Consider the following 26382-nt stretch of genomic DNA (forward strand, 5'->3'; position numbering starts at 1 on the left):
CTCCGGGGTTATGGTAACGACGCTATCGGTTCATCCTTACAGGTGGTCACGAATTGCCGCACGATCGGATTCCTCGAGCTCTTGATCTCCTGCGGGGTACCGGCGGCAATAATGGTCCCCTCGTACAGCATGGCGACCTTGTCGGCGACTTCGAAGATCTCGGGAATTTCGTGGCTGATGATGACTCCCGTAAAACCGTACTTCGCATGGGTATCGATGATGAGCCGGTGTATGGAATTCAGGATGATCGGGTCGAGCCCGGTCGTCGGCTCGTCAAAGAAGATGGTGGTCGGCTCGCTGATGAGCGCCCGCGCAAGGGCGACCCTCCGCTTCATCCCGCCGCTGATCTCCGAGGGGTACTTCTCTCCTATATTCGGCAGCCCGACATCTTCCAGTGCCCGCAGCGTCCGCTCGCGGATCTCCAGCCTGCCGAGTTTCGTCTTCTCCTTCAAGGGGAACGCGACATTATCGAAGACGGTCATGGAGTCGAAGAGCGCGCTCCCCTGGAAGACGACGCCGAACTTCTCACGGACCTTGTCGAACTCTTTCTTGCCGACCTTCGTAATATCGACGCCGTCGACCAGTATCGAGCCCTTGTCGGGCATCACGAGGCCGATCAGATGCTTCATGAGAACGCTCTTGCCTCCGCCGCTCTGCCCGATGATGGCCATGACTTCTTTATCGTTGATGGTCAAGTCGATGCCCCTCAGGACTTTCTGACCATGGAATGATTTTTCGAGATTTATTACTTTAATCATACCGCCGCTCTCCTAGAGCAATACCGAACCGAGGAAATAGTCCCATATCAATATCAATATCGATGCCATGACGACCGCTTCGGTCGTCGCCTTGCTGACGCCCTCGGCGCCGTATCCCGTATCGTCGGTATGGAACCCCTTGTAGCAGGCGACCCAGGTCACGATGATCCCGAAGCTTACCGACTTATAGATGCCCTGCCGTATATCGTCCATCCCGATGAAGAGCTCCATCTGGGAGAAGTAGGTGCCCGAGCTCATGCCGAGGAGCTCCACCCCGACAAGATACCCTCCGTAGATGCCGACGAAGTCGAAGACGGCAGCGAGCAGCGGGAACGTGATGATACCGGCGACGATATTCGGCACGCTCAGGTACCTGAGGGGGTTGAGCGCCATCGTCGTGAATACGTCTATCTGTTCGGATATCTTCATGATGCCTATCTCGGCCGTAAGCGCAGATCCTGCCCGTCCCGTGACCATGAGAGCGGACAGCACCGGCCCCAGCTCCCTGATGAGGCTCAGCGCCACGGCGGGCCCGAGGAGCGCGTCGGAGCCGAACTTTCTCAAGGTATAAAAGAGCTGTATGGCGAGGACCATGCCGGTAAAGGCGCCGGTGAGGAGGATCACCACCAGGGACTTTGTGCCGAGAAAGCGGATCTGCCGCAGGAGCAGGTTGAACTTGAACGGCGGCACGACGATGAGGGTAAAGGACTCGACGAGAAACGTGAACATGCTTCCCATCATCCGTACCGTCGAAAGTGCCCGCGCACCCACTGATCTGATGAAGTGTTCCATTATTCGAAGCAACAAATGCTCATCTCATTATCGTACATATCGCTTTTTTCATTACTCCTGACGGGGTGCATTGCTATGCCGCCGGTGTTGCGCCGTTAATTGTAGTCCATTTATCACCACAAGTGCAACGCCACATGCATAACGCGGCGGGAGGGACCTTACCGATTGCTGCTTTTGATGACTATGGTGTCGCTCAGCTCGACAAGCCCCTTGGCGACAAGACGTGCTACTTCGGGGAGAATGGCAGCGATCTTCTCTTCCGTATCCACCACCTCTATCTTCAGGGGCAGGCTCGTCGAGAGCTCGAGGAGCTTCGACGTGTGGAAGACGCCGTCGCCTCCGTATCCCGCAACACCCCTGAAGACACTCACTCCCGCAATCCTGCTTTTGTAAAAGAGATCGATCAGCACCTCGTAGACCGGCCGGCTCCCGTGCCGGTCCGTTTCATCAACGTAGATCGAGAGTTTTTTCCCGGGTCCCTGCCGTACCATGCGAAGCTCCTATACCGCTCGTGCGATGAGCTCTCCTGCCTTCAGGGCAGCAAAGCCGGCGACGACGCTGCAGGCAACGTTCAGTGCAGCGATCAGCCATTCCCCGTCCTTGATCAGCATCCCCGTCTCGTATTCGAAGGTCGAGAAGGTCGTATACGCTCCGAGGAAACCGACCGAGAGCAGCAGCCGCCACTGCGGATTCACCATGAAGCGTTCGAGGGAGACCGCCATGAGGAGACCGATAAGGAAGCTCCCGCTCACATTAACGACGAAGGTGCCCAGGGGAAAGGTCCTCCCCCACTTCTGGCCTACCCAGAGGGCGACAGCATACCGCGCTGCAGCACCGAAAAAGCCCCCTATGCCGACGATGAGAAAGTTCCGCATGCCCCTCCCTGCGACTCCACAGCCGTGTATGCGCCTTGTATAAATCGGCATATTATGGGCTATTCTCCGCCTTTACATCAAGCCTCACGTCACTGCCGCTGCCTCCCCGATGGCCCCGTCTCCTTTTGAGCCTGAACCCGAAGGTCGAGAGCGCAGCATTGATTCCTGCCCCGACCGCCCCTTGATAGATGAAATCCGCGCCCGAATGGTGCACCGCATGCTCGGGATGGCGTGTTGCATAGGCGCCGCCGAGCACAACCGGCAGGTCGCCCAACTGCTCTCTGACCAGCGCGGCCGCCCTCCGTATGCCGGGATACCAGCAGCTCATGAGCGGGGCGATGAAGACGAGGTCGACCGGTGCAGCAGCGGCAACCCGGCCTCTGAACTCCTCACTGCTGATGCCGCAGCACCGGCGGGTCCGGGAGGCGATGTCCTGCACTGCGGCCCCTCCTGCCCTGAAACGCCCTGCCCCGAAATGATTCATCTCGTATGCAGCGGTGCAATCGATGCAAGAGAGCGCGACCTCATAGGCGCTGAGGTACTCGGCGACCTTGAACAGCCCGGGAGGCGACGCCCCTGCGCTACCAGCAGTGAAATCATCGATCCACGGATTGATGAGAAGTATCGTAAGGTGCATCGGTACCTGCTCTCCGGATTGCATGGTTGCCGGCTGTGCCGATATAGTATAAGGATACCAGTTTCAGACAGGGGTGCGCCAGCCATGGGATACTACGAATTCACCATCACCGTTGCCGATGCCTCCCGGGATGCGCTCATGCAGGGCGTTCATGCCATCGGATGCCTCGGCATCGTGGAGCGCGAGGGAGGCCTGGTCGTCTACTTCTCCGACACCCTCGGCATCGACAGGATCAGGAAAGAGCTCGATTCGTTCATCGCTGTTCTCGGAGCATCGGGGCTCGATCCTGCGGTTACGTATACCTGCATCTTCCTTTCGGAACGCGACTGGAACGAGTCGTGGAAGAAGAAATTCCGGCCCATCGATGTGGGAGACCGCTTTTCCATACTCCCGCCCTGGGAGCAGGGCGTAGCCGGCAGGGTCACTATCATCATCGACCCCGGCATGGCCTTCGGCACCGGCCACCACGAGACGACCAGGACCTGCCTGCTCTACATCGACCGCTTTTCGAAGCAGGTGCGGAAGGGACGCTTTCTCGATGTCGGCACCGGCACCGGCATTCTCGCCATCGCCGCCTCGCTCCTCGGGTTCGGGCAGGTCGTCGGCGTCGACATCGATCCCCTCGCCGTTGATGCGGCGGAGCGGAACGTCCGCCTGAATCAGGCGGCCAATGTGCTCATCAAAGAGGGCAGCATCGACAGCGTTGAGGGGACGTATGATTTTATCGCGGCGAATCTCCTCTCCGAGATATTGATACGCCTCGCCCCTGATCTGTCCGTACGCCTGGAGCCCGGCAGCATCGCCATGCTCTCGGGCATGATTGCAGGACAGGAGGAAGAGGTGAAGGCGGTCATGGAGCGGCAGGGGCTGAAGACTGTCGAAACGTTCGTCGACGGTCGGTGGGTGACCGTGATCATGACAAAATAGCCGCTGGATTCAGCAGCCCGTCATCCTGCCGCAGCTCCCCTCCTCGATATCTCCCTTCGCCCCCGTGCCCCCGCCGGCCTCAAGGGCATCACAGCCCCTTCCCGGCGGCAGCGATCACCACACGGTTAAAGAAGTCGTTCTATTATTTCGATAATAGTATAGATAAAGCTCAAAGGAGCAGGATACCGGGGTGCAGGAGTGCCTTTCGGGAAGCTGTTCGGTACGTGGGACATACGGTTATGCGTTAACACGTAAGGGGGCGAAGGGTAATGCGGCTTCTGTATCCGCGCAAGGAATCACTACTGCCTGTACTGTGTCTCCTCCCGGCACTGCTTCTGTGCTGGCAGGCTCCCACGCAGGCCGGCGAGAGCGGGACCGGAGAACGGCCGTCAGCTCCAGCGGTCCACGAATATACTTTCGGAATCTTTCCCTATCTCCCGCTGGTAAAACTCGAAGGCACCTTTGCTCCCCTGGCCCTTGAGCTGAGCAAGGCCCTGGGGCGAGCGGTTCACTACAGCAGTGCCGCGACGTTCGAGAAGTTCTCCTGCCGCTTGAAAGATGCGGAGTTCGATATAGCCTATATTCAGCCTTTCGATTATGTTCGGATCGCCGCGCCTGCGGGATACCTCCCGGTCGCCAAGCGGCGGACGCCCCTGTTCGCTCTCTTTGTCGTGAAGAGAGAGAACGCTTTCAAGGGGCTGCACGACCTGAAGGGAGCGACCGTCGTCTTCCCGCCCGAAGAATCGGCCATGTCGTATCTGGGCAAGGCCGCGCTCATCGAGAACGGCCTCCGGCCCGAGCGGGACATGACCGTGCGGTATGCGAAAGAGCACCACTCGTGTCTCCAGCAGGTGGCAGTCGGGGAGGCTGCTGCGTGCGTGACGAGCGAGGCGTCGCTGCGCGCTTTCGACAGGGCGTTGCAGGAAAAGCTCCGGGTCCTGGAGAAGACACCGGACATCCCTCCGGTGCTCTTCGTCGTCCACAAGCGGGTACCGCCGAAAGACCGGAAGGCGATCAAACAGACGCTGCTGAAAACGACCCTCTCGGGGGTTGCTCCTGAGCTGCGGGCTCCGCTCGCTGCCGACGGCGCCAAGCCCTTTATCGCCGCCGCCGCTGCTGATTATGAAGTCGTCCGCCGCTACGCTGAGGTCATTGCGCAGGAACAATGAGCAGGATATCCCTAAGGTACCGCATCGCTCTCACCATCTTTCTCCTCGAGCTCGTCATGATCGGCCTTGTCTTATGGCAGACGCAGAGGGCCTATACCGAGGCGAGCCAGCGGCACTTCAGGGCGCAAGAGGATATCGTCCTTTCCATTCTCGGCGACCTGGGCCGCTTCGCCCTCATTACGAGAGACTACGGAGAGCTCCAGCCCTATGTGGACCAGGTGCTCAGGGATCCCAACGTGGTGAGCGTCATCGTCGCCGACCGGAGGGGCACCGTTGTCGTGAGCACCGACACCGCACTCATCGGCCAGCCCCTCAAGCAGCTCCATAATCATGAGAATACCTACTGGCGCTTCCGCACCTTCGCGAGCGCTGCCGGCCCCCTGGGGCTCATCGCCATAGAATTCTCCAATAAGCCCCTCCTGCAGGCCTACCGGGAGTCGCAAAGGCGCGGCATTCTCATCGCGTCCCTCAGCATGGCCCTTATCGCCCTGGTCGGCGTCGCCCTCGGCTTCATGCTGACGCGCCGTCTCGGAAAGCTCAAAGAGGCGTCGAAGCGCGTCGCCGAAGGCGACCTGGACGTAGCCGTCGACATCTCGGGAAGCGACGAGATTGCTGATCTCGGCGCTTCGTTTGCGGCCATGACCACCAAGGTCAGGACCGCCATAGGCGAGGTGAAGGAGAGAGAGGAGCTCATCACGAGCATTCTCCAGAGTATCGACGAAGGGTTCGTCGTGATCGACCGCGATTACCGGATCAGGCTGGCAAACAAGGCGTACTGCGATCGGGCCGGGATACCCCTCGAAGAGATTATTGGAAAGCACTGCTACCTGATATCCCGTCGCAACGATGCCCCTTGCCATCTCGCGGGAGAGACCTGTGTCGTAAACCAGACCTTCGAGACGGGGAGACCGCATTCCGCGGTCCACACGTACTGCAACACGGACGGGAGCCCCGTCTCGATCGAGACGAAATCGTATCCCCTGTTCGACGCTGGCGGCGGGGTCCGTTCGGTCATCGAGATCGAGATCGACATTACCGAGAAGAGAAAGCTCGAGGAGCAGCTGCGGCAGTCGCAGAAGATGGAAGCGGTCGGTACGCTGGCGGGGGGCGTCGCCCACGACTTCAACAATATTCTTACCGCGATAATAGGGTATGGCAGTCTCATGAAGGCAAACCTGTCCGATGGGGGGGAAAATACCTCCTACCTCGACCAGATGCTCGGCTCGGCGGAACGGGCCGCCCACCTCACCCAGAGCCTCCTCGCCTTCAGCAGGAAACAGGTGATGGACCTCAGCCCCGTAGACCTGAACAACGTGGTGCGAAGAATCGATACGCTCCTGCACCGGATAATCGGCGAGGACATAGAAATAAAGACGGCGACGAGCGACGAGCCCCTGATGGTGCTCGCCGACAGCGGACAGCTCGAGCAGGTGGTGGTCAACCTGGCGACGAACGCCCGTGATGCGATGCCGGACGGCGGTTCGCTCACCATCCAGACGGCAGCCGTCGAGATCGGAACGGGTACGTCGCAGCACCGGCTCTTCGGCAGGTCGGGAAGGCACGCGATGCTCGCCGTAACCGACACCGGCAGCGGCATGGACGACAGGACGCAGGCAAAAATCTTCGAACCCTTTTTTACCACCAAAGAGGTCGGCAAAGGCACCGGGCTCGGCCTCGCCATCGTCTACGGGATCGTCAAGCAGCACAACGGCAGCATCCATGTCTACAGCGAGCCCGGGAAAGGGACGACGTTCAGGATATATGTTCCTCTCATCCCCTCGCCCGCAGCGGACGAACCGGCGGCCCCGGCGCCGCCACCCCCCGGCGGGACCGAGACTGTCCTCGTGGCTGAAGACGATACGGTCGTACGAGAGGTCATAAGAATAGCGCTCGAACAGGCGGGATACACGGTCATCGAAGCCGGTGACGGAGAGGAGGCGCTCGAAAAATTCTTGGAACACCGGGACGAGATACGGGTCCTGCTCTCGGATGTGATCATGCCGAAGATGAACGGGAAGGAGCTGTACGAAGCGATCAGGGAGAGAGCCCCCGGCATAAAAGCCCTCTTTGTGAGCGGGTATACATCGGAGGTGCTCACCAGGAAGGGGGTCCTCGAAGAGGGAGGCTGCTTCATCTCGAAGCCGGTTACTCCCGAGGCCTTACTGAGAAAGCTCCGGGAAGTCCTGGACCAGTGAGCTAGACATTGAACCTGAAGTTGATGATATCTCCGTCTTTCACCTCATAGGTCTTGCCTTCGAGCCGCAGATGGCCCTTATCCCTTGCTGCCGCCATCGAGCCGGCGGCGATGAAATCGGTATACCCTATCACTTCGGCGCGTATGAACCCGCGCTCGATATCGGAATGAATCTTTCCCGCCGCCTTCTGGGCGGTGGCGCCCCTGGTGACGGTCCATGCCCTCACCTCGTCCTCTCCGGTGGTAAGGAACGAGATGAGGCCGAGCAGGTCATAGCTCACCCGTATCAGTTTATTGAGTGCAGGCTCCTCGATGCCGAGGTCCTCGAGAAAGGCGCCCGCCTCTTCCGGCGAGAGTTGGGCGATCTCCATTTCTATCTTTCCGCACAGGGACACCACCTTCGTCGTATCGGCAATGCCCTTGTCGCCGATATACCGCTCGATCCCGCGCTGGAGCGCCTTCTCCTTGTCGGTGTTGAGGTCGCTCTCCCCGAGGTTGACCAGGATGACCTCCGGCTTGGTCGAGACGAACTGGAGGGGCCGCATCAGTTTCTGCTCCTCTTCATCGAAAGAGACGTTTCTCAGCGGGATCTCCCGCTCGAGCGCGGCCTTGCACTTCAGGAGAAGCTTCTTCTCCGCCTCGCTGGGCTTCTTTCCTTTACGCGCTCCCTCTTCGATGCGTTCGAGCCGCTTCTCGACGAATTCGAGGTCTCCGAAGACGAGCTCCATCTCGAGCGTCTCGATATCGCGCAGCGGCTCGACACTGTTCAGGGGATGGGAAACCGCATCGTCCTCGAAGGCGCGTACCACATGGACAATGGCATCCACATCCTTGATGAGATCGAAGACCTTCCGGTTCTGCGCCATATCGCCCTTGGTGAGTCCGATGAAGTCGACGTATTCCACAGTCGCATAGGTTATCTTCTTGGGACGGTATATCTCGGCGAGCTTGTCGATGCGCGGATCGGGCACCTTCACCACACCGTAATGCGGCTCGCCGCTCACGGTGGCATAGACGGTCGTCTCGAGGTTCTGTCCGGTGAGGGCGTTGAATACCGTCGTCTTGCCGGAATTCGAGAGCCCGATGATCGCTAATTTCACTCTTCCTCCCCGGACAGCTTCGTCGAGCACTTTATGGCATCGAAGGCGAAGAGGATCCGCTTCTCTCTCTCGGCCCGCTCGGCGGGGTACGGGGTGAACACCGTCTCCCTCACGATGCGCTCCGCATCCTCCCTCGAGGGGATAGCCTCCATGCCCTCGCCGACCGGCGCGCCCGTTACTGCATCCAGGACCCTCGCCGCCTCGGAATCGGTCACGACGGCAAGGGGTATCTGGCAGGGCTCGACAACGCGGCAGAACGCCACGGCATGCCGCTCCCACGACTCCATAGAGCTCATGACGCATTTGACGACCATGAAGCGCCGGCCGTTATGCTTGAGCACGAAGTCGGCGGTAACACAGAACGAGCCGTCGGGGAGCTCTATCGTGAACTCCTTGTTCGCTTCGATGTCATCGAGGGAATAGCCCTTCTGCACGGTGAGGAGCTCCGCGACCCGCCGCTGCACCTGCGTGAGCTGCGCCTGAACGAAATAATCCTCCATAGCCGCTCGCTGCGCTAAGAGCTTCTGCCGGTCCTCGGGGCTCTCCGGGACCTTCCCCAAAAAAATGTATTCCGACATGGGCCTCTTCCAACCGCTCTTCGTTGCGGTTCGGCTAAAAATAAAGGCAGAGGAAGGGGTCTATGACCGCCTCCCCTGCCTTGCATGATGCAATTATCCTTTTATTCCCTCTTTGAGGAGCAGCGCATACTTGGGATGTTCGAAAGGGTGCATGGTCGGGAACTTGGCGAAGAGCCATCCCTTGAAGACGCTCTTGCCGCCCTCGAACACCTCGACTCTCACCGCAGGGTTGTTGGCCTCAGCGCTCCCGGACGTCAGGGTCGCGCCGTCCATCCGGAAGTCGGGAAGGAACTCTCCGACCTTGATCTTGAGATTGGTATTCGGCACGGCGTACTCGGAACCGATCGCCACGGCGAACTCATTCGCCTTCTTCGTGGTCTTGTCCTCGAGCACCAGCTTGACCTTGCTCCACCTTCCCTTCACGGAATCAGGAACGACAATCTTTTTCTCGACCTTCGGCCCCGCGTTCCCATGGGGCGGCATCATCGGCTGCTCGCCCATCGGGGCCTGCATCGGTTCCTGGACCGGTCCTGCCATGGGCGGCATAGGCGCCTTCGGCACCGGCTGTTCTTCTTTCTTCTTACATCCCGCAGCAAACGCTGCCAGCATAAGACCGGACATCACAAAAGCCGTAACCCTTCTCATCAACGTGTACCCTCCAACGTGTATGGTTTCATGGCGGAGAGGCAGGGATTCGAACCCTGGGTGGGGTGTTACCCCCACAACCGCTTAGCAGGCGGCTGCCTTCGACCTACTCGGCCACCTCTCCAGGTCATTCAGTCTTTTATCTTATCAACTCGAACGCCCAATTGTAAAGTAATGGTAATCGTCGGGAAAGGGGCGGTCCGGGAGAAATACGCTGCGCACACGACCTGCGGTATAATCAGAGGATGACCGTTCTGGATACGATGAAGCAGACCGTAGAGAAGTACGCGATGCTCTCCCGCGGAGACCGCGTGCTCGTGGCCCTCTCCGGGGGGCCCGATTCGGTCTGCCTGCTCGCGCTCCTCGCCCGGATCGGAGCGGAGTACGGCATCGAGCTCTCCGCCGCCTATATCGATCACGGTCTGCGTCCCGGCGAGACCCCGCGGGAGATCGCCTTTTGTGCAGAGCTCTGCACTGCGCTGAAGATTCCTTTCTTCACGCGCCCGGTCGATGTCCGGGCCTATGCGAAAGAGAGGGGCATCAACAAACAGGAGGCAGCCCGGGAACTCCGGTATGCCGCCCTCGACGGGATCGCCCTCGAACACCGGAGCAGCACGATCGCCCTCGGGCATACTGCCGACGACCAGGTCGAGACCGTGGTGATGCGGCTCATCAGGGGCGCAGGTCCTTCGGGGCTCGCGGGTATCCCGCCGAAGAGAGGACATTTCGTACGCCCCCTCATCGAGGTCGAACGGGACGAGATCGAACGGTTCCTGGCCTCCGAGGGCATAGGGTTTGTCGTGGACTCCTCCAATCTCGCTCCGGATTACCTGCGCAACAGGCTGCGGCAGGAGTTGGTCCCCTTCTTCAAGAAAGTGAACCCCGATGTCGCCGGGACCATTGCCAGGACGGCCGATATATTCAGGGAGGAAGAGCGCTATTTCGAGGTCCTGGTCACCAAGACCCTCATGCGGCTCATCAGCAGGAAAAGCGACGCCGCTATAGAATTGTTCCTCCTGCCGATGGAAGCGATGGAGAAGGTGCTCATGCGCCGGGTGCTGCGGCGGGCCATCGATGAGACCAGGGGGCTCCGCGGCATCGGCCTGGTCCATATCGAAGAGATAATGTCCCTGATAAAGACCGGGGCATCCGGCGCCCGGATATATCTGCCCCATGGGATAAGAGTTGTCAAAGGCTATTCGACGCTGCTCATCACTGCGGAGAGACCGGTGAAACTGCCTGAATATGTGCTGCAGAGCCCCGGCGAGACGGTCCTGCCCGGCGAGATGATCCTGAAGGAGGCGGCCCTCGTGGTCAGGAGCATCGAGGTCGCCCCCCGGGAAATCCCCGTCGATTACGGGGACGACAGGCGCGTTGCATACCTGGATGCCGGCAAGCTGGCGCCGCCGCTCACCATACGCTCGCGGAGGCCCGGCGACTTCTTTTACCCCCTCGGCCTCGGCAATCGGAAAAAGCTCCAGGATTTCTTCGTGGACGAGAAAATCCCCCGCGACGCCAGGGACAGCGTCCCCCTGCTGGTAAGCGGCGGAGCTATCGCATGGGTGATGGGCTGCCGTATCGACGACCGCTTCAGGATTGATAAAACGACGACAAGAGTTTTAAAATTCGAAATACAACCGCTGAAGTCTTAAATGCCTGAACGTCTAAAAGGAGGAACATTCATGCAGTACGACTATCGCACAACAGGTCACTGTTCCGGCGCACCGGCGAGGAGGCTGCTCGAGCTCGTGGTGCTCCTGCTTTCATTAAGTCTCCTTGCACCGGCAGCTGCCGATGCGGCACTCTCCGATAAAGAGGCGACCGAAGTACTGACAAAGTTCGGTGATGCGCTTTCGCGGGTCGCCGAGCGGGTGAAGCCGGCTGTCGTCAACATCTCGACCACGAGGACGGTCAAGGCGCCCCGGCACCCGTTCTTCGAGGACCCCATGTTCCGCCGTTTCTTCGGCGACGGTATGCAAAATCCCCAGAGCAGGAAGGTCGCCAGCCTCGGGTCCGGCGTGATCGCGACCGCGAACGGCTATATCGTGACGAATAATCATGTCATCGACGGCGCCGAGGATATCCTCGTCAAGCTCGCCGACAACCGCGAGTACAAGGGCAAAGTGGTGGGGCTCGATTCGAAAACGGATGTCGCCGTCATAAAAATAGAAGAGAAGGACCTGCCGACCATTCCCTGGGGTGATTCCGATAAGCTGCGGGTCGGCGAGATGGTCCTCGCCGTAGGGAACCCCTACAGCCTGAGCCAGACCGTCACCATGGGCATCATCAGTGCGCTCGGCAGGGCGGGCTTCGGCATCACCGACTATGAGGATTTCATTCAGACCGATGCAGCGATCAATCCGGGCAACTCCGGCGGCGCGCTCGTCAGTGTCAGGGGAGAGGTCATCGGCGTCAATACCGCCATATTCAGCACCACCGGCGGCTACCAGGGGGTAGGCTTCGCGATCCCCTCCAACATGGTGAAGAGCATCATGGAGAGCATCATCAGCCAGGGCAAGGTCGTCCGCGGCTGGCTCGGCGTACAGATACAGCCCCTTACCCCCGAGCTGTCGAAGCAGTTCAAGCTGAAGGACGAGAAGGGAGTGCTCCTCGTCGATGTCGTCGAAGGCGGTCCTGCTGAAAAGGGCGGATTGAAGCGGGGCGACGTGGTGGTGGAGTACGACGGCAAAAAGATCACCGATCCTTTCCACTTCAAGAACATGGTCGCTGCTACGAAGCCGGGGAGCACCGTGCAGGTAAAAATTGTCCGGAACGGCGCGCCGGTCACGCTGCCGGTTGCGATCGGCGAGCTCCCGGTCGAGCCCCAGCTCGCCGCGACCGCCGAGGCCGATAATGCGCTGAAAGGCGTGTCGGTCCTCGAGCTCACCCCCGACCTCCTGCAGAAATTGAACATCGCCAGGAAGATAAACGGCGTTGTCGTCAACGGCATCGATGACGAGAGCCCGGCGCTCGGCACGCTGAACAAAGGTGATATCATACTCGAAGTGAACCGGCAGCCGGTACCCACCATGAAGGAGTACCGGACGGTCGTCTCGGCCCTCGAAAAGAATCAGGACGTGCTGCTCCTGATGATACGCGGGGGTGTAACGCAATACATCACGGTGCCGGGCTCGAAAAAGTAGCGGTCAGTCCTTCAGGAGCCGCACCATCACTTCAGAGCTCAGGACGAGCCCCTGGCGGGTAAGCCTGAGGCGGTGGCCGGAGAGCTCGACGAGGCCGCGGAGGAGCAATTCTTCCGCGGCCTCGTCATTAACGAGGGCCTCTCCTCCGGGGACCTCCCCCGGATCGATTCCCTCTGTCTTTCGCAGGCCGAGGAATATCCATTCCTTGAAAGCATCGCTTTCGCTGATAGCCGTTTCCTCTGCGACGGGAAGTTCATCATGGTCGAGCCGGTTGATATAGGCGTGTACATCCGCTGCATTCGCCGTTCTCCTGCCCTGAGCGAACGAGTGGGCGCCGGCGCCGATGCCGAGATAGGTCCCCCTGTTCCAGTAATTGAGATTATGGAAGCACTGCCGTCCCGGTCTGGCGAAATTCGATATCTCGTAGTGAAAGTATCCCGCTGCCCCGAACGCGTCGAGGGCGTCGTAATACATGGCCGTTATCTCCTCCTCGCCGGGCATGACAAGACTGCCTTTTTCGAGGCTCGCAAAGAGCGGGGTGTTCTTCTCCGGCGTGAGCTCGTACGCAGAGATATGCTCGGGCTCCAGCGCGATGATACGCGCAACGGTCTGCATCCACTGCGCCCTGTTCTGCCCTGGTATGCCGTATATCAGGTCGAGCGATACATTATCGAACCCGGCGGCCCGCGCAGCATCGACAGCCCGATAGCCCGCCTCTGCAGTGTGGCGCCTCCCGAGCACCTCGAGCTCGCGCTGATCCATTGACTGCACCCCGATGCTCAGCCTGTTGATGCCCGCTCCCCGGAACAGCCGGAGGCTTTCGGCCGTAACCGTACCGGGATTCGCTTCGATCGTAATCTCTGCCTCCCGGTCCACTCCGTAATGGACATCGAGGGCATTCAGCACTCGCTCGATATCCGCGGCTCTCAGCAGGGAGGGGGTCCCGCCCCCGAGGTAGACAGTTCTGAGACCTCGGGCATCGTTCCCCCTCAGCCGTATCTCCCTCATAAGGGCATCGACGTAGGAGCGCGCCTCCTCCCCGGAAGAAGCGCCCGGCAAAGGAATAGAATAGAAATCGCAGTAGGCGCATTTCCTTATGCAGAAGGGGATATGAATATAGAGGTTATGGACCATTGGTGAAGTTGCTCTTTATCTATTATAATTGAATTATTTGGAACGAACACAGGGGGACAGCTTGCATGAGAAAAACAGTTGCGTACTTCGAGAAGCCGGGGAAAGAGAACACCGGGGAGTGTCTCCGGATCGTACAGGAGGAGATCGTCGCTTCGGCGTACAAACACCTCGTCGTTGCATCGACCTGGGGCGATACGGGGCTGCTCTTTGCCGAAGCAATGAAAGCGTCAGGCATCAATCTCATCGTGGTCACCCACTCCGCCGGGTTCAAAGAGCCGAACACCATCGAGATGTCCGCCGAGACGAGGCGCGCGATCGAGGCAGCCGGCGCCAGGGTCTATACCGGCACGATGATCACCCACTCCCTCGAGACATCCTTCGCCTCGAAATTCAACGGCCTCTACCCTACTCTCATGGTGGCCCAGACGCTGCGGCGCTTCGGCGAGGGGGCGAAGGTCTGCTGCGAGATTATCATGATGGCGGTCGATGCAGGACTCGTCCCCGAGGCCGAGGAGGTCCTTGCCGTGGCAGGCACCGGCAGAGGCGCCGATACCGTGCTGGCGATAAGGTCAGCGGCCTCGAAACGCTTCCTCGACTTGAAGGTGCTCGAGATCCTGGCGAAACCGAGATAACGTCAATCGCGTTATCGCGTTTGTCGCGTTTATCGCGTACAGCGTTGAGCGTTATAGAGCAAAGAGACATTACTTCAACGCTATAACGCTATAACGCTATGAACGCTATAACGCTATAAACGCTATAACGCGATTGACGCTATAGACGCGATACCGCGTTGAGATATCCTTCGATCATGATATCCTCCCCTACCCGCTTTACGTTCACATCGCGGAGCTGGAACGCCTCTTCGAGGCGCTGGAACTCCTTGCCGCCGATGGCGGGAATCGAATCCCTGCCCCCGATGATCTTAGGGGCAATAAAGAGGACGATCCTGTCGACGATGCCGTCCCGGAGGGCGTAGGCATTGAGCGAGGAGCCTCCTTCGATCATCACCGACGTAATGCTGCGCTCGCCGAGCTTCCGCATCAGCCAGTTGAGATCGGCCCTCTCCCCCTTATACTCCAGGATCTCGACACATCTATCGGTAAGGGCCTTTGCTTTCCGGGCTTTTGTCTCCGACTCCGCCTCTCCGGTCACGATGAGCGTCTGCGGCGGGACCGAGCAGACGTGGTAGTCGGGCGGCGTCTCGAGATGGGGGTCGATGATGACCCGCAGAGGGTGCTTCGCGTCCCTTCCGTCGCCCTTGATCCCCTGCCCGAGCCTGGCGGTGAACTGCGGGTTGTCGGCCCGTACCGTACCGATGGCGCTGAGGAGAGCGTCCGCTTCGCTTCGCATGCGATGGACGATCTTCCGGGCCTGCTCGCCGGTGATCCACTTCGACTGCCCCTCGGGGGTCGCGATCCTGCCGTCGAGGGTCATGGCGATTTTGAGGGTAACAAAAGGCGTGCGCGTGGTGATGAATTTAATGTAGGCCTCGTTCAGCCGCCTCGCCTCATTCTCGAGAACGCCGTGCACGACCTCGATGCCCTGGCGTTCCAACTCCTCGACCCCCTTCCCGGCGACCTTGGGATTGGGGTCGCGCATGGCGACGACCACCTTTTTAATACCTGAACTGATGATCGCCTTGGTGCAGGGCGGCGTACGCTTGTCGAGGTGGCAGCAGGGCTCGAGCGTTACATAGAGAGTAGCGTTCTTCGCCCTCTCTTTCGCCTGGAGGATGGCGAGCGCTTCTGCATGGAGCTCGCCGGGCCGCTTGTGGTAGTCTTCGGCAATGATCCTGCCGTTCTTGACGACCACCGCCCCGACCATCGGGTTGGGACTCGTCATGCCGCGCGCCTTAGCCGCGAGCCGGAGAGCGCGCTTCATAAACGATACGTCTCTATCGGTAGTTTTCATGCCGCTTTCTTGCTCGATTGTTTCTCCTGCAAAAGATCATGCGGGGCATTCGCCATGCTGCGCACACATGGGTGTACATCGCGGTTCTGTCGAAAAAAGAGCCTTAGTGCGTTTTCCACCTTTTCGGGCGCCATTGTGCGCTCTAGATATTGCTGGAACTCTGGAAGTGTCTCTCTGGCTGTGTCAGACAACTTTGCCATACTATCCGCTATCGCTTTCTGTCCATATTACCACAAACCGCGAACTATAATAAACTTGTACCCACTGATTTAAATGGCTTTATCGTCCTTTCAAAAAAAGATGAATGTGTTATAGTGGAGCCAACGAAGGAAAAACAGTAATTGTTAAACCACAAATAAATATGAAATATATTATTATCATACTCTGTCTACTGTGCGGCTCTCTCGCAAATGCGCAGGATTGTCAAAATATCAAAGATTCAGGCGACGGCATTCCAGCACCATATTTCCGCCATAAATGCGAAGGCGAAAAGGCATTGAAAGCCAAACAGTATGATAAGGCAGTAGCTGAATTTAAACAGGCATTATCAATTAAATTTCACGAATCTCCAAATTATGAATTAAATGTTGATCTCGCGAAAACCTTGTGCAAACTTGGCAGGAAAGATGAAGCTAAGAGAATTATTCGAGAGTTTAACTGCATGGCTGCAGTCGACTTGGGGGAATTAGAATGTTATGACAAAGAAGGGAAGCCTAGTTCAAAATTAACACAAAAATGCTTTGATGAAATGTGTATCATAGCACTTGGGCTCACGCCTGAAGGTAAAGCTAATTTGCTGAAGCGAAGAGAAAGGATGAAGCAAATCGAAATCGAATGCAAATAGGCTTAACATGTCACTTCATGGGATCGGCGGGAAACGGCCCCGCCTCCTCATGAGCTCAAGCGTTCGGCAGCAGTGATAAAAAAGGATAAATTAAAATGATTATTGAAAAGTCATTCAGTTTCTCGCTCACAAAAGCAAATATAAAAGACAAGTCTGTAAATGGTAAACTTTACGGCTCTGATGATATTGCGATTATCTTTTCCAACATGGATACAAATGAGCAGAATGAATGGAATCCAATTATTAGTGATCTAATCTCTGATAGATACATGGGGTTAACATATGACTATCCAGAGCATATGGATGACCAATCAGAAGTTCTTGAAGAGGTTATTTCATTTGCTCGTGGTTCGGGTGCAAAGAAGATCGTTCTTGTTGGTGCAAGCAGAGGTGGAGTTGCTTCAATAAAAGTCGCGGCTCGGCATGTGAATAACGATAGCATAATCGGAATTGTAGCCATTTCAGCTCCAATTGAATACGAAGGAACTGTTTTTTATAGCAATGACGAACTGAGAGCAATTAAAATTCCTAAGCTTTTGTTGAATTCAGAGAAAGATGGCGGTGCCGAGGATAATCGAAAAATGATCGAAATATTTAGAGAGCCGAAAGAACTGATCTTTTATTCTGGGGATGCTCATGGAACAGAGCTTTTTGATAATGAACAGGAATCAGTGACGATTAAAATTAAAGGTTTTATTAAATCAATTTTGAATAATTAAGACGGATTATATTCTTATTGCCGAACAACCTCTTCCAGCGGAGCGCAAAAAGCCGCGCCCGCTGAAGAACCCGTTAGGGGAGAAATGAAAATGCGGTGGCTGTTTTTTGCCTTTTGCCTTCTTCCGATCTCGGTATCCGCAGAACCAGGTTGTGTCTCGACTTTTGAAGATTTCCTCTCGAAATTCGAAACAGATAGATCATTTCAAGAAGAAAATACCGTCTTTCCGTTAAAGCATTCCTTTGTCGATTTGAACGCCGATCCGGAGCCAAGAGCAGTCAATAAGCCCCTCTCGAAAACGGAAGTGACGGAACGCATCAACCCAATATTTCCTTCACCGGCCGCTCAGAGAAAGGTGCCATTTGTTAGAGTAATCAAGAGTCCAACGCAGACGAGAAGCATTGTCCAATTAGAAAAGCCGGATACCGGCTACTTGCTCATCTACCATTTCCACAAGATAGGCAAGTGTTGGAGGCTGGTCGAGTTCGAGGACGCATCAACATGAATGCCCCTAACCATCACTTCCAGTTGACGCTTCAGTCGCTGTGCTCCTTACGCGCATTTGAAGCTTAAAACCGGGGTCGGACCAAGCCAAGTAGCTGATAGTATGGTCGAATGGAGAATAAATAGATCGTATTTTTGCCTTAGAGCGGCCTTTTCTGCTCTAAAAATGTGCTTTTAAGAGGGTTACGTTGCCGAGAGCTAACCGACACTACCTTCCCGGCTCTGTGTGGCACATCACTCATCGATCTCTTGGGACGTATTATCATGAATGCCAGCAACTTGGCTTGATCCGACCCCAAGAGAGCTTTTCCGACCCCCAAAAAAGCGCATTGACAATGTGTAGCCAACTGGCTACAATATGTTATGTACGAGATTCGTAAGACAGATGCTTATGTCCGTTGGCTTGATGGTTTGCGTGATCTTCGCGGACGTGCAAAAGTGTTGGCCAGGGTTGAACGTCTTCTGACTGGAAATCCAGGGGATGTTAAGCCAGTCGGAGAAGGCGTATCCGAAATGCGGATCGATTATGGCCCCGGCTATCGTGTCTATTACACGATGCGTCGAAACGAGCTAATTATTTTGTTGGCTGGCGGTGATAAAAGAACGCAAGCTACAGATATTAAAAAGGCATTGATCTTAGCACGGAATCTGTAAGGAGGGAACTATGAAAAAAACCAAAACTACTCGATACGATGTTGCTGAACATCTCCGGACTCCGGAGGAAATGGCAGCATATCTTGAAGCATGTCTTGAGGAAGCCAATGGCGATGCAGCGTTCATTGCAAAAGCTCTGGGTGACATTGCCCGAGCCAAAGGGATGGCGCAAGTTGCACGTGACGCCGGTCTATCCCGTGAAAGTCTCTACAAGGCACTTTCAGGTGATCGCAGTCCTGGCTTCGATACTATTCTCAAGGTCGTCGGTGCTCTCGGTTTAAAGCTGCATGCTGAAGCATCGCACCGCTGATTTAGGAATTCCAACCTGCGGGTCGACACCAGCCGGACTTCGCCCGGGTGGGTCAGCCGCGTGTTCGAGCAGAGGAAAAATCGGAGTATTCATGAACGAGCCCAGCCCTCGCTTCTGGGAGATATTCTTCGAGGTTTACGAGAACCTTCCCCGTCAGGGTCCCGGTAATCGCGCTTGCGCCGCCAGAGCCCTTGGTCTTTGCCGCGACCTTCCACAATCCCCCGCGATCCTCGACCTGGGGTGCGGAGTCGGCGGGCAAACCCTCCAGCTCGCCGAACTTGTTGCGTCGGGTTCCATCGTAGCGATCGACAGCCATGCGCCGAGCATCGGACGGCTGCAGGCGGCTATCGCGGAGCGCGGGCTCGCGCAGCGCGTCAGCGCAATCGTCGGAGATATGGCCCGCCCGCAGCAGCCGCGTGGGAGTTTCGACCTCATCTGGTCGGAAGGCGCGCTCTACAACATCGGGCTGCGAAACGCGCTGCGCGTCTGTTATGCTTTGCTGTATCCCGGCGGCTACCTTGCTTTCACCGATGCGGTCTGGCGCAAGGAGAATCCGCCTCCCGCGCTCAAGGCCGGCTTCGACCTGGACTACCCGACCATGGGATGGCTGGATGGCGACGTGGCGGCGATACGAGACTGGGACAAAGGCGAGAGGGTCAGGTCTTGAATCTTGAATTATCCTCTTTTTATCTCTTTTCAAGATTCAAGACCTGACCCTGTGCAGAGCTACGGTCGCCGCAGAGCAACGGAATCTGCGAGAGATTCCACAGAACGATACTTGATGAGTTCTACAGGGTGGCGTTCAGGAAAAAGGTGTACTTCTCGCTCGAGGAGCTTCAGAAGGATCTGGACAAATGGATAGCCGAATATAACGAGCAGAGGACTCATAGCGGCAAATACTGCTATGGCAAGACCCCTCTGCAAACGTTTAAAGATTCTTTGCCTTTGGCGAAGGAGAAAATGCTGGCCAGCTTACAGTCGGCAGCATAATTTCCAAAGGAGTTGTCAGATCAAGTCTTGACAATTACATGCTCAACTTCCGCGTTAGCTGGCGAACAACAAGTGGAAGTCTCGGAGGATACCCCGTGAACCCCTACAGGCGCACCGCGATCGGCGTGGCTCTGTTGTTTCTGATCGCCCTCGTATTCGACATCGTTGCTACGAGCATCTATCGACCCATTTTGAATGCTCCGGACTATCTTCTCACCATCTACCCGAATAGAACACTCGTCGAAGTGGGCATACTCCTCGACTTCGTTTGTGCCCCTGCAATGATTCTGATCCCGATCTTGTTGCTCCCGCTGTTCCAGGCCATCAGCGTTCAATTGGCATACGGGTATCTCGTATTCAGGTTATTTGAGGGGGTCCTTTTCACGGTGCTGTTGATGTACTCACACTCGCTGATAGGTCTAAGCCGCGAGTACGCCAGTTCGAGCCCCCTCGACGCTTTCCATTTCCTCGCAGTGGGCAACTCGATCCATGCAACAATTGCATCAGGCACCCTCCTCTACATTCTTGTCTACGCTGTGGGTGCCGCTATGTTCTATTACCTGTTGTATCGTTCCCGTTTGATTCCTCGGTGGCTCTCGGTCTGGGGCCTGCTCGCAGTTGCGCTATTGGCAATCGGCGACCTGCTGTACATGTTCGGCGTATTCGGCACCATGCCGTTGATGCGGGCCATGGCGTATTTTGCTCCTCCCATCGGCCTGCAAGAAGCAGTAATGGCAGTATGGCTCATCGCAAGAGGATTCGATCCATCGGCGTTGGTGACGGGACAAGATATCATTGAAACCAGCTAACAACAGCATGCAGCAGACGGCGCTGCGCGCCGCCGCTGATGCTGAGCGTCGGCGTCGTGGCGCAGCTCCACCGGCTCCGCCGTGTGGAGAGAGAACCGGGGTCAAACCGGGGTCGGGGGAATGCCCTGGGGACACATCCCCTATTTATTGACAATGACAGGATGCGTTTGTAAAATTATTTCATGCCAAGGATAGCGAGAGCGGTTGCTGTAGCATTCCCTCATCACATAATCCAAAGGGGGAACAACAGAGGGAAAGTCTTCTTTGACCAGGAAGACAGAGAAAAATACCGTCAGTTGCTCAAGAAATACTCAACCAAATGGGAATGCCCGGTCCTGGCATATTGCCTCATGGGAAACCACGTTCATTTGCTTGTGAGACCAAGGGGCGAGGAGTCACTGTACAAAATGATGCAAGGGCTAACGCTTTGTTACACTCAGCACATAAACAGAAAGTATGAGAAGTCCGGAAGGTTGTGGGAGAGCAGGTATCATTCATGTATAGTTGACAGGGAGAATTACTTATGGGCTGCGGCAAGATACATTGAGCAGAATCCAAGGCGGGCGAAAATCGTTAAAAAAGAAGAAGAGTATCCATATTCAAGCGCAAAGGCTCATATTGAAGGCAGAAGAGACGATATACTTGGAGAAGAACTTTTCCCGGAAGCTCAGAGGAAAGATTATGTTTCGTTTATCAGAGAGAGTATTACGGAAGAAGAGATGCAGCGTTTAAAATATTCAACGAGAACTGGAAGACCGTTTGGTGGGGAAGAGTTCATTAAGAGGATGGAAAAAACATTGAACAAAACGTTTATAGTAAAGAAACCGGGAAGACCTAAAGGGGAAAAGACTTAAATAGGGGATGTGTCCCTAATAAAAAAGTAAGGCCCTCCCCCTTAGAAGCCTCCGACATCTCCCCGTCAGATCCATGCTCGCTCACGGATCACTCACGTTTTTTAGACCCTCCCAGCAAATCAAGCATTTTCGTAGTCATGTTATTGAATTTACTAAAAAAGAAAAGGCCGCTACGGGGACTCCCATAACGGCCTAAGTCATTGATTTATATGGTAGGCACGAGGGGTTTCGAACCCCTGACCTCTACCGTGTCAAGGTAGCGCTCTCCCACTGAGCTACGCGCCTATGCGCCATACAAAGAGCTTTAATTTAACCTAAACAGCGACCCTTTTTCAAGCGATACGGCAAGGGAGGGACTGTCTTTATTGCGCCCTGAGCCGCTGTGCGATCGCCTCGGCGAGGTCGGCGAGGGTCTCGTCGCGGGCGCCGAGCACCGCGCAGGCGTCCCACGCCCCGGCTCTCCGCACTACCTCGTTCCGGTCCGAGAGCACTTCGACCGACCTTCCCCCTGCCCTGACGCCCTCGGCGAGGTCGTCGCTCGATATGTCCTTGCTGACGGTGCCGCCGGCATAGAAGATCGGCAGGAGGACGAGGTGATCGCCCTCTCTCATATTCCCGACGAACGACGCGATGTACTCGGCCCGCATCATCCTCGTTGGCGCAAAGCCGTGGGGCTGGAAGATGTAGCAGACGCGGTCCTTGACCAGGCGCATCGCCTGCATGAACGAGGCTATTTTGTGCGGGTTATGCGCGTAGTCGTCGAGCACGAGATATCTTCCGTCGTTGAGATGGACATCGAACCTCCGCTCGATACCCGAGAATTCGGGGAGCACGCGGGCGACCTCCTGTAAAGAGATCCCCAGCTCCGAAAGCAGGGCGATGCAGGAGAGGGCGTTATAGAGATTGTACCTTCCCGGCAGCGAGAGTCTCATCTGCACGCCGTTCAGGGCAAAGTCGGTATGAAGCGGCCTGAACTGAACACTCCTCGCCTGATAGGATGACGGGGTGTCGATCGAGAAGCTCACCGCTCTGGCGAAAGCGATGGGGCGCAGGTGCTCGTCATCGGCATTGACCGCCACCAGACCGGCGGTATGCGCGCCGAGCACCGAGAACATTTCCGCCGTCTTCTCGATGGCGTGGTGGTCGAGATCGAGATTGAGGACGATCGAGTGCGCGGGCCGGTAGTTGACGATGGTGCCGTCCGATTCGCACGCCTCTATGACGAGGAGATCGGAGGCGCCGGTAGCGGCATTGCCGGGATTGCCCGCTGTCTTGAACTGTTTGACCCTGCCGCCGCCGATGAAATTCGGCTCCAGCCCCAGCCGCTGCATCAGAAAGGCGAGCATTCCCGAGGTGGTCGACTTGCCGCTCGTACCCGCAACGGCTATGGTCCTGAATTCCGCCACGATCCGGGCGAGATACTCGGGCCGCGTCATGAGCGGAACGCCGAGCGCCTTTGCCCTGACGACTTCGGGCTGATCCGCTTCGACAGCGGTGCTGAAGACAGCGAGATCGAAGGAGGTGTCGATGCCGCTGCCGTCCTGGGGAACAAGCGTTATCTGCTTCGACTGCAGCATCCGGCGCACCGGATGATCGGGATTCCTGTCGAAAGAGCGGTCTGACCCAACGACCTCATGACCCTTGTCGGCCATGAAGCTCGCGATCGCCGAGACGCCGCTGCCGCCTATGCCGGAAAAGAATAACCTGAGCTTCTTACGAGTACTCATCCAGGCCTCATTATAACAATATTATCTCCTTTGCCTCTACAAGACTCCGTAACGGGAAATGTTACAATAATTTGTTATGGCCGGTTATACGGGAAAGAGCTTGAGGGTCGATCTCTCTGCGCGGGAGATCGCCGTTTACGATACCCCAGAGGTCCTGCGTACCGCCTTCCTGGGGGGCAGGGGAATGGGTGTGGCGATGATCGACGACCGCGTCACCCTTCCCTGCGATGCCCCGGAAATGCCCCTGATCTTCGCCACAGGCCCTCTCGTCGGCACGGCTGCCCCGACCTCGGGCAGGATGTCGGTGCTCTCGCGGTCGCCGCTCACCGGAACGGTCTTCGACTGCTCGGTAGGCGGCAGATTCGGCACCGAGATGAAGAAGGCGGGCTTCGATACCATCGAAATTACCGGCGTCGCCTCAGGCTGGGTGCTTCTGGATATCGAAAACGGCAGCGTAACGCTGCGCGATGCCTCTCCGCTTGCCGGAAAGGGCACTGCCGGGGTCGCGCAGGCTCTCGCCGGTGCAGGCTCCCATGCGGCAATCGGTCAGGCAGGCGAAAACCGGGTTAAGTTCGCCTCCATCGTCTTCGACGGCCACTACTGCGCAGGCAGGGGCGGGCTCGGCGCCGTGATGGGAGCCAAACGGTTGAAAGCCGTTGCGATAAGGGGCAGCGGCGCCGTACAGGTCGCGGACCCGGAAGGGCTGAAGACCGCCCGCGAGGCGATTATGAGGCTCCTCAGGACCTCCCCCGCGATCTTCGGCGAGTTCGGCCTCTCCGAGTTCGGCACCGCGGCGCTGGTGGACCTTATGCACGCCCGGAGAATGGAGCCGACCGATAATTTCAGAAAGACCTTCTTCCCCGGCGCTTCGGAGTATTCGGGCTACGCCATGAGAAATCACTTCAAAGCGAAGAAGACCGGCTGCGCGGGCTGCCCGGTGCTCTGCAAAAAGGTGGGCGCCGGCGGTGAGGTCATTCCGGAGTACGAGAGCGTATCCCACTTCGGCGCGCTGAACGGCTTGAGCGATATGGAGCGCATCGTCGAGGCGAACAGGCTCTGCAACGACTACGGCATGGACACCATCTCTGCTGCCTCGACCATCGCCTGCCACAATGAAATCAACGAAAAACAATTAACTTCCGATAAATTACTTCAACTTCTCGCTGAGATAGGGAACGCGAATACTCCGCTGGGAAGAGCGCTTGCCGAGGGGTCATTCAGGTACGCTTCTTCGATGGGGCGTCCTGAGCTGAGCATGTCGGTGAAGGGCCTCGAGCTCCCGGCCTACGACCCTCGCGGGGCCTACGGCATGGCGCTCGCCTATGCGACCTCGAATCGGGGCGGCTGCCATCTCAGGGCGTATCCGATCAGCCACGAAATCCTGAGAAAGCCGGTCGCCACCGACCGCTTCTCGTTCGAGGGCAAGGCGCGGATCGTCAAGATCGCCGAGGACCTGAATGCCGTGATCGATTCGCTCACCGCCTGCAAGTTCGTCTTTTTCGCGGCGAGCCTCGAGGAGTATGCCAAAGCGGTGGCTGCGGTTACGGGAAACGGCTGCGATGTGCAGTCGCTCCTCAAGGTCGGGGAACGGATATGGAACCTCGAGCGGGAGTTGAACGAGCGGAACGGGTTCACCGCTGCCCATGACGATCTGCCCCTGCGCTTCTTTACCGAGGAGGGATCGTCGAGCGCGAACATCCGCATCGCCCCGCTCGACCGGGATGCCTTTCTCAAAGCACGGGAGAATTACTATCGCATACGGGGATACCACTCGGTGAACAGGTGACTGGTCGTCATTGCTCAACCGAGTCTGATTGTTATGCGCACACTGATCGACAAATATCTGCATAAGCTCCAGGTCCAGGGCCTCGCTGACCGGGAGCATGCCGTCTTCCTCGCCCTCGATGCCGAGCTGGTGTCGAACAGGCCGATCGAAAGCGATGTGCTCACGCTGAGCAGGGTGTTCGATACGATGAGCATCAACAGCCTCCTCTTCGCCGAGCCTGCGGAACCCTACCGGAGCATTATCCGGGAGATCCTGCGCTGCGGCGCCTCCTGCAGCACGCAGGGAAGGATCGTCCCCATGGACTGCGAGACGCGCACCTTTTTCCATGATATCCCGGTGGTGGATGCGTTTGAGCCCGAGGCCATAGCCGCTGCGCTGTCGCACCGGAAGGCGGCGATCATCAGGGACCGGGGCATCGTCACCTACGGCGTGGTCACTCCCGAGCAGGCCTTCGTCTCGTTCAGCTCGACCTGCTTCTCGACGTTCGTGAAATACTTCTACGATGTCCTGATGCATCTTGAACAGTGCCATGCTCGCGTGATGCCTCCTGATCAGGAGATGCTCGCGGGCTTCGACACCGTCGCCCGCCTCGCCGAAGGCCTTGCGGTGGATGACCGGGGGACGGAGCTCATGAGCGCTCCTCCTGAAGGCGACGAGGGTGTCATCGGCATGATCGCCGAGGCAGGCAGGGCGGTCGTGGACCATCGCCTCGTGGACTCCTACTTCGGCAACATCTCTTATGTCCACAACAATACCATTTATATAAGCCAGACGGGCAGCTCCCTCGACGAGCTCGAACGCTGCGTCGATGCCGTTCCCCTCGACGGCTCGTCGTCGGTCGGCATCACCGCTTCATCCGAGTTATCGGCGCACAAGAACATCCATGCGCTGACCGGCGCTTCCGCTATCCTGCACGGCCATCCGAAGTTCCCGGTCATCCTCTCGATGCACTGCCTCAAGGAGGGCTGCGATAGAACGCTCTGCCATAAGTCCTGCAAAGAGCAGCGCTCGGTCGCGGGGATCCCGGTCGTTTCCGGGGAGATCGGCACCGGGCCCACGGGCCTGCTGCATACAGTGCCCGCTGCGCTCGGACGAAGTGACGGCGCTATCGTTTACGGGCACGGCGTGTTTACGGCGGGAAGGGGGAATTTTCGACACCCCTTTGCCAGGCTCCTCGAGATCGAGCGTACCTGCAGGGAGGAGTACTTCAGGCGCATCGGAGAGCTGCGCGGGAGGTAACGCGCTCCCGAACGCCGCCCCAATAAAAGAGGGCCGGCGCCCTATGCCGGCCCTCTTCGTTATCGTCCGTATGGCGCTGCGGCG

At 57.4% G+C, this 26382-nt stretch carries 27 protein-coding genes, 2 tRNA genes and 1 pseudogene; 17 read left to right on the forward strand and 13 right to left on the reverse strand.

Features of this window, described 5'->3' with window-relative positions:
* Nucleotides 1-8 precede the first annotated feature (8 nt).
* The 5 genes from AB1805_10070 to AB1805_10090 form a co-directional block, all read right to left on the reverse strand.
* Nucleotides 9-758, reverse strand: a complete 750-nt coding sequence (locus tag AB1805_10070; protein ID MEW5745766.1) for an ABC transporter ATP-binding protein — start codon at nt 756-758, stop codon at nt 9-11.
* 12 nt (nt 759-770) lie between these two features.
* Complete coding sequence (locus AB1805_10075) at nt 771-1550, reverse strand: MlaE family lipid ABC transporter permease subunit (protein ID MEW5745767.1); 780 nt, start codon at nt 1548-1550, stop codon at nt 771-773.
* Nucleotides 1551-1708: 158 nt separating this feature from the next.
* On the reverse strand, nt 1709-2041 hold the full coding sequence (locus AB1805_10080; GenBank protein ID MEW5745768.1) for a DUF190 domain-containing protein: 333 nt from the start codon (nt 2039-2041) through the stop codon (nt 1709-1711).
* 9 nt (nt 2042-2050) lie between these two features.
* On the reverse strand, nt 2051-2425 hold the full coding sequence (gene crcB, locus AB1805_10085; protein ID MEW5745769.1) for a fluoride efflux transporter CrcB: 375 nt from the start codon (nt 2423-2425) through the stop codon (nt 2051-2053).
* A 52-nt stretch (nt 2426-2477) separates the two neighbouring features.
* Nucleotides 2478-3062, reverse strand: a complete 585-nt coding sequence (locus AB1805_10090) for a hypothetical protein (protein MEW5745770.1) — start codon at nt 3060-3062, stop codon at nt 2478-2480.
* Nucleotides 3063-3146: 84 nt separating this feature from the next.
* Here AB1805_10090 and AB1805_10095 point away from each other — a divergent pair, with 84 nt between their 5' ends.
* The 3 genes from AB1805_10095 to AB1805_10105 all read left to right on the forward strand — a co-directional run bounded on the left by AB1805_10095 (nt 3147) and on the right by AB1805_10105 (nt 7353).
* Nucleotides 3147-3989 (forward strand): 50S ribosomal protein L11 methyltransferase, encoded by an 843-nt coding sequence (locus AB1805_10095; GenBank protein MEW5745771.1) that lies wholly within the window; start codon nt 3147-3149, stop codon nt 3987-3989.
* 269 nt (nt 3990-4258) lie between these two features.
* A complete protein-coding gene (locus tag AB1805_10100) occupies nt 4259-5158 on the forward strand; it encodes a phosphate/phosphite/phosphonate ABC transporter substrate-binding protein (protein MEW5745772.1) in 900 nt (299 codons plus the stop codon).
* Nucleotides 5155-7353: an ATP-binding protein gene (locus AB1805_10105; GenBank protein MEW5745773.1), complete on the forward strand. Its 2199-nt coding sequence runs from the start codon at nt 5155-5157 to the stop codon at nt 7351-7353. The genes AB1805_10100 and AB1805_10105 overlap by 4 nt, the downstream gene beginning before the upstream one ends.
* Nucleotide 7354: 1 nt before the next feature.
* On the opposite strand, the gene ychF is transcribed toward AB1805_10105, so the two are convergent.
* The 4 genes from ychF to AB1805_10125 form a co-directional block, all read right to left on the reverse strand.
* Nucleotides 7355-8452: a redox-regulated ATPase YchF gene (ychF, locus tag AB1805_10110; GenBank protein MEW5745774.1), complete on the reverse strand. Its 1098-nt coding sequence runs from the start codon at nt 8450-8452 to the stop codon at nt 7355-7357.
* Nucleotides 8449-9030: a type I restriction enzyme HsdR N-terminal domain-containing protein gene (locus AB1805_10115; protein MEW5745775.1), complete on the reverse strand. Its 582-nt coding sequence runs from the start codon at nt 9028-9030 to the stop codon at nt 8449-8451. The genes ychF and AB1805_10115 overlap by 4 nt, the downstream gene beginning before the upstream one ends.
* Nucleotides 9031-9123: 93 nt before the next feature.
* On the reverse strand, nt 9124-9675 hold the full coding sequence (locus AB1805_10120) for a DUF2155 domain-containing protein (protein ID MEW5745776.1): 552 nt from the start codon (nt 9673-9675) through the stop codon (nt 9124-9126).
* Nucleotides 9676-9706: 31 nt separating this feature from the next.
* Nucleotides 9707-9799, reverse strand: a tRNA-Ser gene (locus AB1805_10125).
* Nucleotides 9800-9920: 121 nt separating this feature from the next.
* Here AB1805_10125 and tilS point away from each other — a divergent pair.
* Both tilS and AB1805_10135 read left to right on the forward strand, forming a co-directional pair.
* Nucleotides 9921-11327: a tRNA lysidine(34) synthetase TilS gene (tilS, locus tag AB1805_10130; protein MEW5745777.1), complete on the forward strand. Its 1407-nt coding sequence runs from the start codon at nt 9921-9923 to the stop codon at nt 11325-11327.
* Nucleotides 11328-11357: 30 nt separating this feature from the next.
* The gene (locus AB1805_10135; protein MEW5745778.1) at nt 11358-12818 is read left to right on the forward strand and encodes a DegQ family serine endoprotease; all 1461 of its coding nucleotides are present in this window, start codon (nt 11358-11360) and stop codon (nt 12816-12818) included.
* Nucleotides 12819-12821: 3 nt separating this feature from the next.
* Here the strand turns inward: AB1805_10135 and hemW are convergent, their stop codons facing one another.
* A complete protein-coding gene (gene hemW / locus AB1805_10140; protein MEW5745779.1) occupies nt 12822-13952 on the reverse strand; it encodes a radical SAM family heme chaperone HemW in 1131 nt (376 codons plus the stop codon).
* 65 nt (nt 13953-14017) lie between these two features.
* Here hemW and AB1805_10145 point away from each other — a divergent pair, with 65 nt between their 5' ends.
* Nucleotides 14018-14584 carry a hypothetical protein gene (locus tag AB1805_10145; protein MEW5745780.1) on the forward strand — a complete coding sequence of 189 codons (567 nt, stop codon included), beginning with the start codon at nt 14018-14020 and terminating at the stop codon, nt 14582-14584.
* A 139-nt stretch (nt 14585-14723) separates the two neighbouring features.
* On the opposite strand, the gene ribD is transcribed toward AB1805_10145, so the two are convergent.
* Nucleotides 14724-15863, reverse strand: coding sequence for a bifunctional diaminohydroxyphosphoribosylaminopyrimidine deaminase/5-amino-6-(5-phosphoribosylamino)uracil reductase RibD (ribD, locus tag AB1805_10150; protein MEW5745781.1), 1140 nt, complete (start codon nt 15861-15863; stop codon nt 14724-14726).
* A gap of 304 nt (nt 15864-16167) precedes the next feature.
* Here ribD and AB1805_10155 point away from each other — a divergent pair, with 304 nt between their 5' ends.
* The 9 genes and pseudogenes from AB1805_10155 (at nt 16168) to AB1805_10195 (ending at nt 21546) form a co-directional block, all read left to right on the forward strand.
* On the forward strand, nt 16168-16707 hold the full coding sequence (locus AB1805_10155; protein MEW5745782.1) for a tetratricopeptide repeat protein: 540 nt from the start codon (nt 16168-16170) through the stop codon (nt 16705-16707).
* A gap of 95 nt (nt 16708-16802) precedes the next feature.
* The gene (locus AB1805_10160; GenBank protein ID MEW5745783.1) at nt 16803-17426 is read left to right on the forward strand and encodes an alpha/beta hydrolase; all 624 of its coding nucleotides are present in this window, start codon (nt 16803-16805) and stop codon (nt 17424-17426) included.
* Between the two features lie 90 nt (nt 17427-17516).
* Nucleotides 17517-17930 carry a hypothetical protein gene (locus AB1805_10165; protein MEW5745784.1) on the forward strand — a complete coding sequence of 138 codons (414 nt, stop codon included), beginning with the start codon at nt 17517-17519 and terminating at the stop codon, nt 17928-17930.
* Between the two features lie 362 nt (nt 17931-18292).
* Nucleotides 18293-18583, forward strand: a complete 291-nt coding sequence (locus AB1805_10170; GenBank protein ID MEW5745785.1) for a type II toxin-antitoxin system RelE/ParE family toxin — start codon at nt 18293-18295, stop codon at nt 18581-18583.
* Between the two features lie 10 nt (nt 18584-18593).
* The gene (locus AB1805_10175; protein MEW5745786.1) at nt 18594-18893 is read left to right on the forward strand and encodes an addiction module antidote protein; all 300 of its coding nucleotides are present in this window, start codon (nt 18594-18596) and stop codon (nt 18891-18893) included.
* A 91-nt stretch (nt 18894-18984) separates the two neighbouring features.
* Complete coding sequence (locus AB1805_10180; protein MEW5745787.1) at nt 18985-19560, forward strand: class I SAM-dependent methyltransferase; 576 nt, start codon at nt 18985-18987, stop codon at nt 19558-19560.
* 65 nt (nt 19561-19625) lie between these two features.
* Nucleotides 19626-19883: pseudogene (locus AB1805_10185) on the forward strand (integrase core domain-containing protein).
* A gap of 95 nt (nt 19884-19978) precedes the next feature.
* Nucleotides 19979-20692 (forward strand): DUF4386 domain-containing protein, encoded by a 714-nt coding sequence (locus tag AB1805_10190; GenBank protein MEW5745788.1) that lies wholly within the window; start codon nt 19979-19981, stop codon nt 20690-20692.
* Nucleotides 20693-20874: 182 nt separating this feature from the next.
* Entirely contained in the window at nt 20875-21546 is a 672-nt protein-coding gene (locus AB1805_10195) for a transposase (protein MEW5745789.1), read from the forward strand.
* A gap of 210 nt (nt 21547-21756) precedes the next feature.
* On the opposite strand, the gene AB1805_10200 is transcribed toward AB1805_10195, so the two are convergent.
* Both AB1805_10200 and AB1805_10205 read right to left on the reverse strand, forming a co-directional pair.
* Nucleotides 21757-21831 (reverse strand) — tRNA-Val (locus AB1805_10200).
* Nucleotides 21832-21908: 77 nt separating this feature from the next.
* Nucleotides 21909-23273, reverse strand: coding sequence for a Mur ligase domain-containing protein (locus tag AB1805_10205; GenBank protein ID MEW5745790.1), 1365 nt, complete (start codon nt 23271-23273; stop codon nt 21909-21911).
* Between the two features lie 76 nt (nt 23274-23349).
* On the opposite strand from AB1805_10205, the gene AB1805_10210 reads away from it, so the two are divergent.
* Complete coding sequence (locus AB1805_10210; protein ID MEW5745791.1) at nt 23350-25059, forward strand: aldehyde ferredoxin oxidoreductase family protein; 1710 nt, start codon at nt 23350-23352, stop codon at nt 25057-25059.
* Between the two features lie 33 nt (nt 25060-25092).
* Nucleotides 25093-26298: a class II aldolase/adducin family protein gene (locus tag AB1805_10215; protein MEW5745792.1), complete on the forward strand. Its 1206-nt coding sequence runs from the start codon at nt 25093-25095 to the stop codon at nt 26296-26298.
* Nucleotides 26299-26382: the final 84 nt, after the last annotated feature.

The sequence above is a fragment of the Nitrospirota bacterium genome, from assembly GCA_040752355.1.
Classification (GTDB): Bacteria; Nitrospirota; Thermodesulfovibrionia; order Thermodesulfovibrionales; family Dissulfurispiraceae; genus JBFMCP01.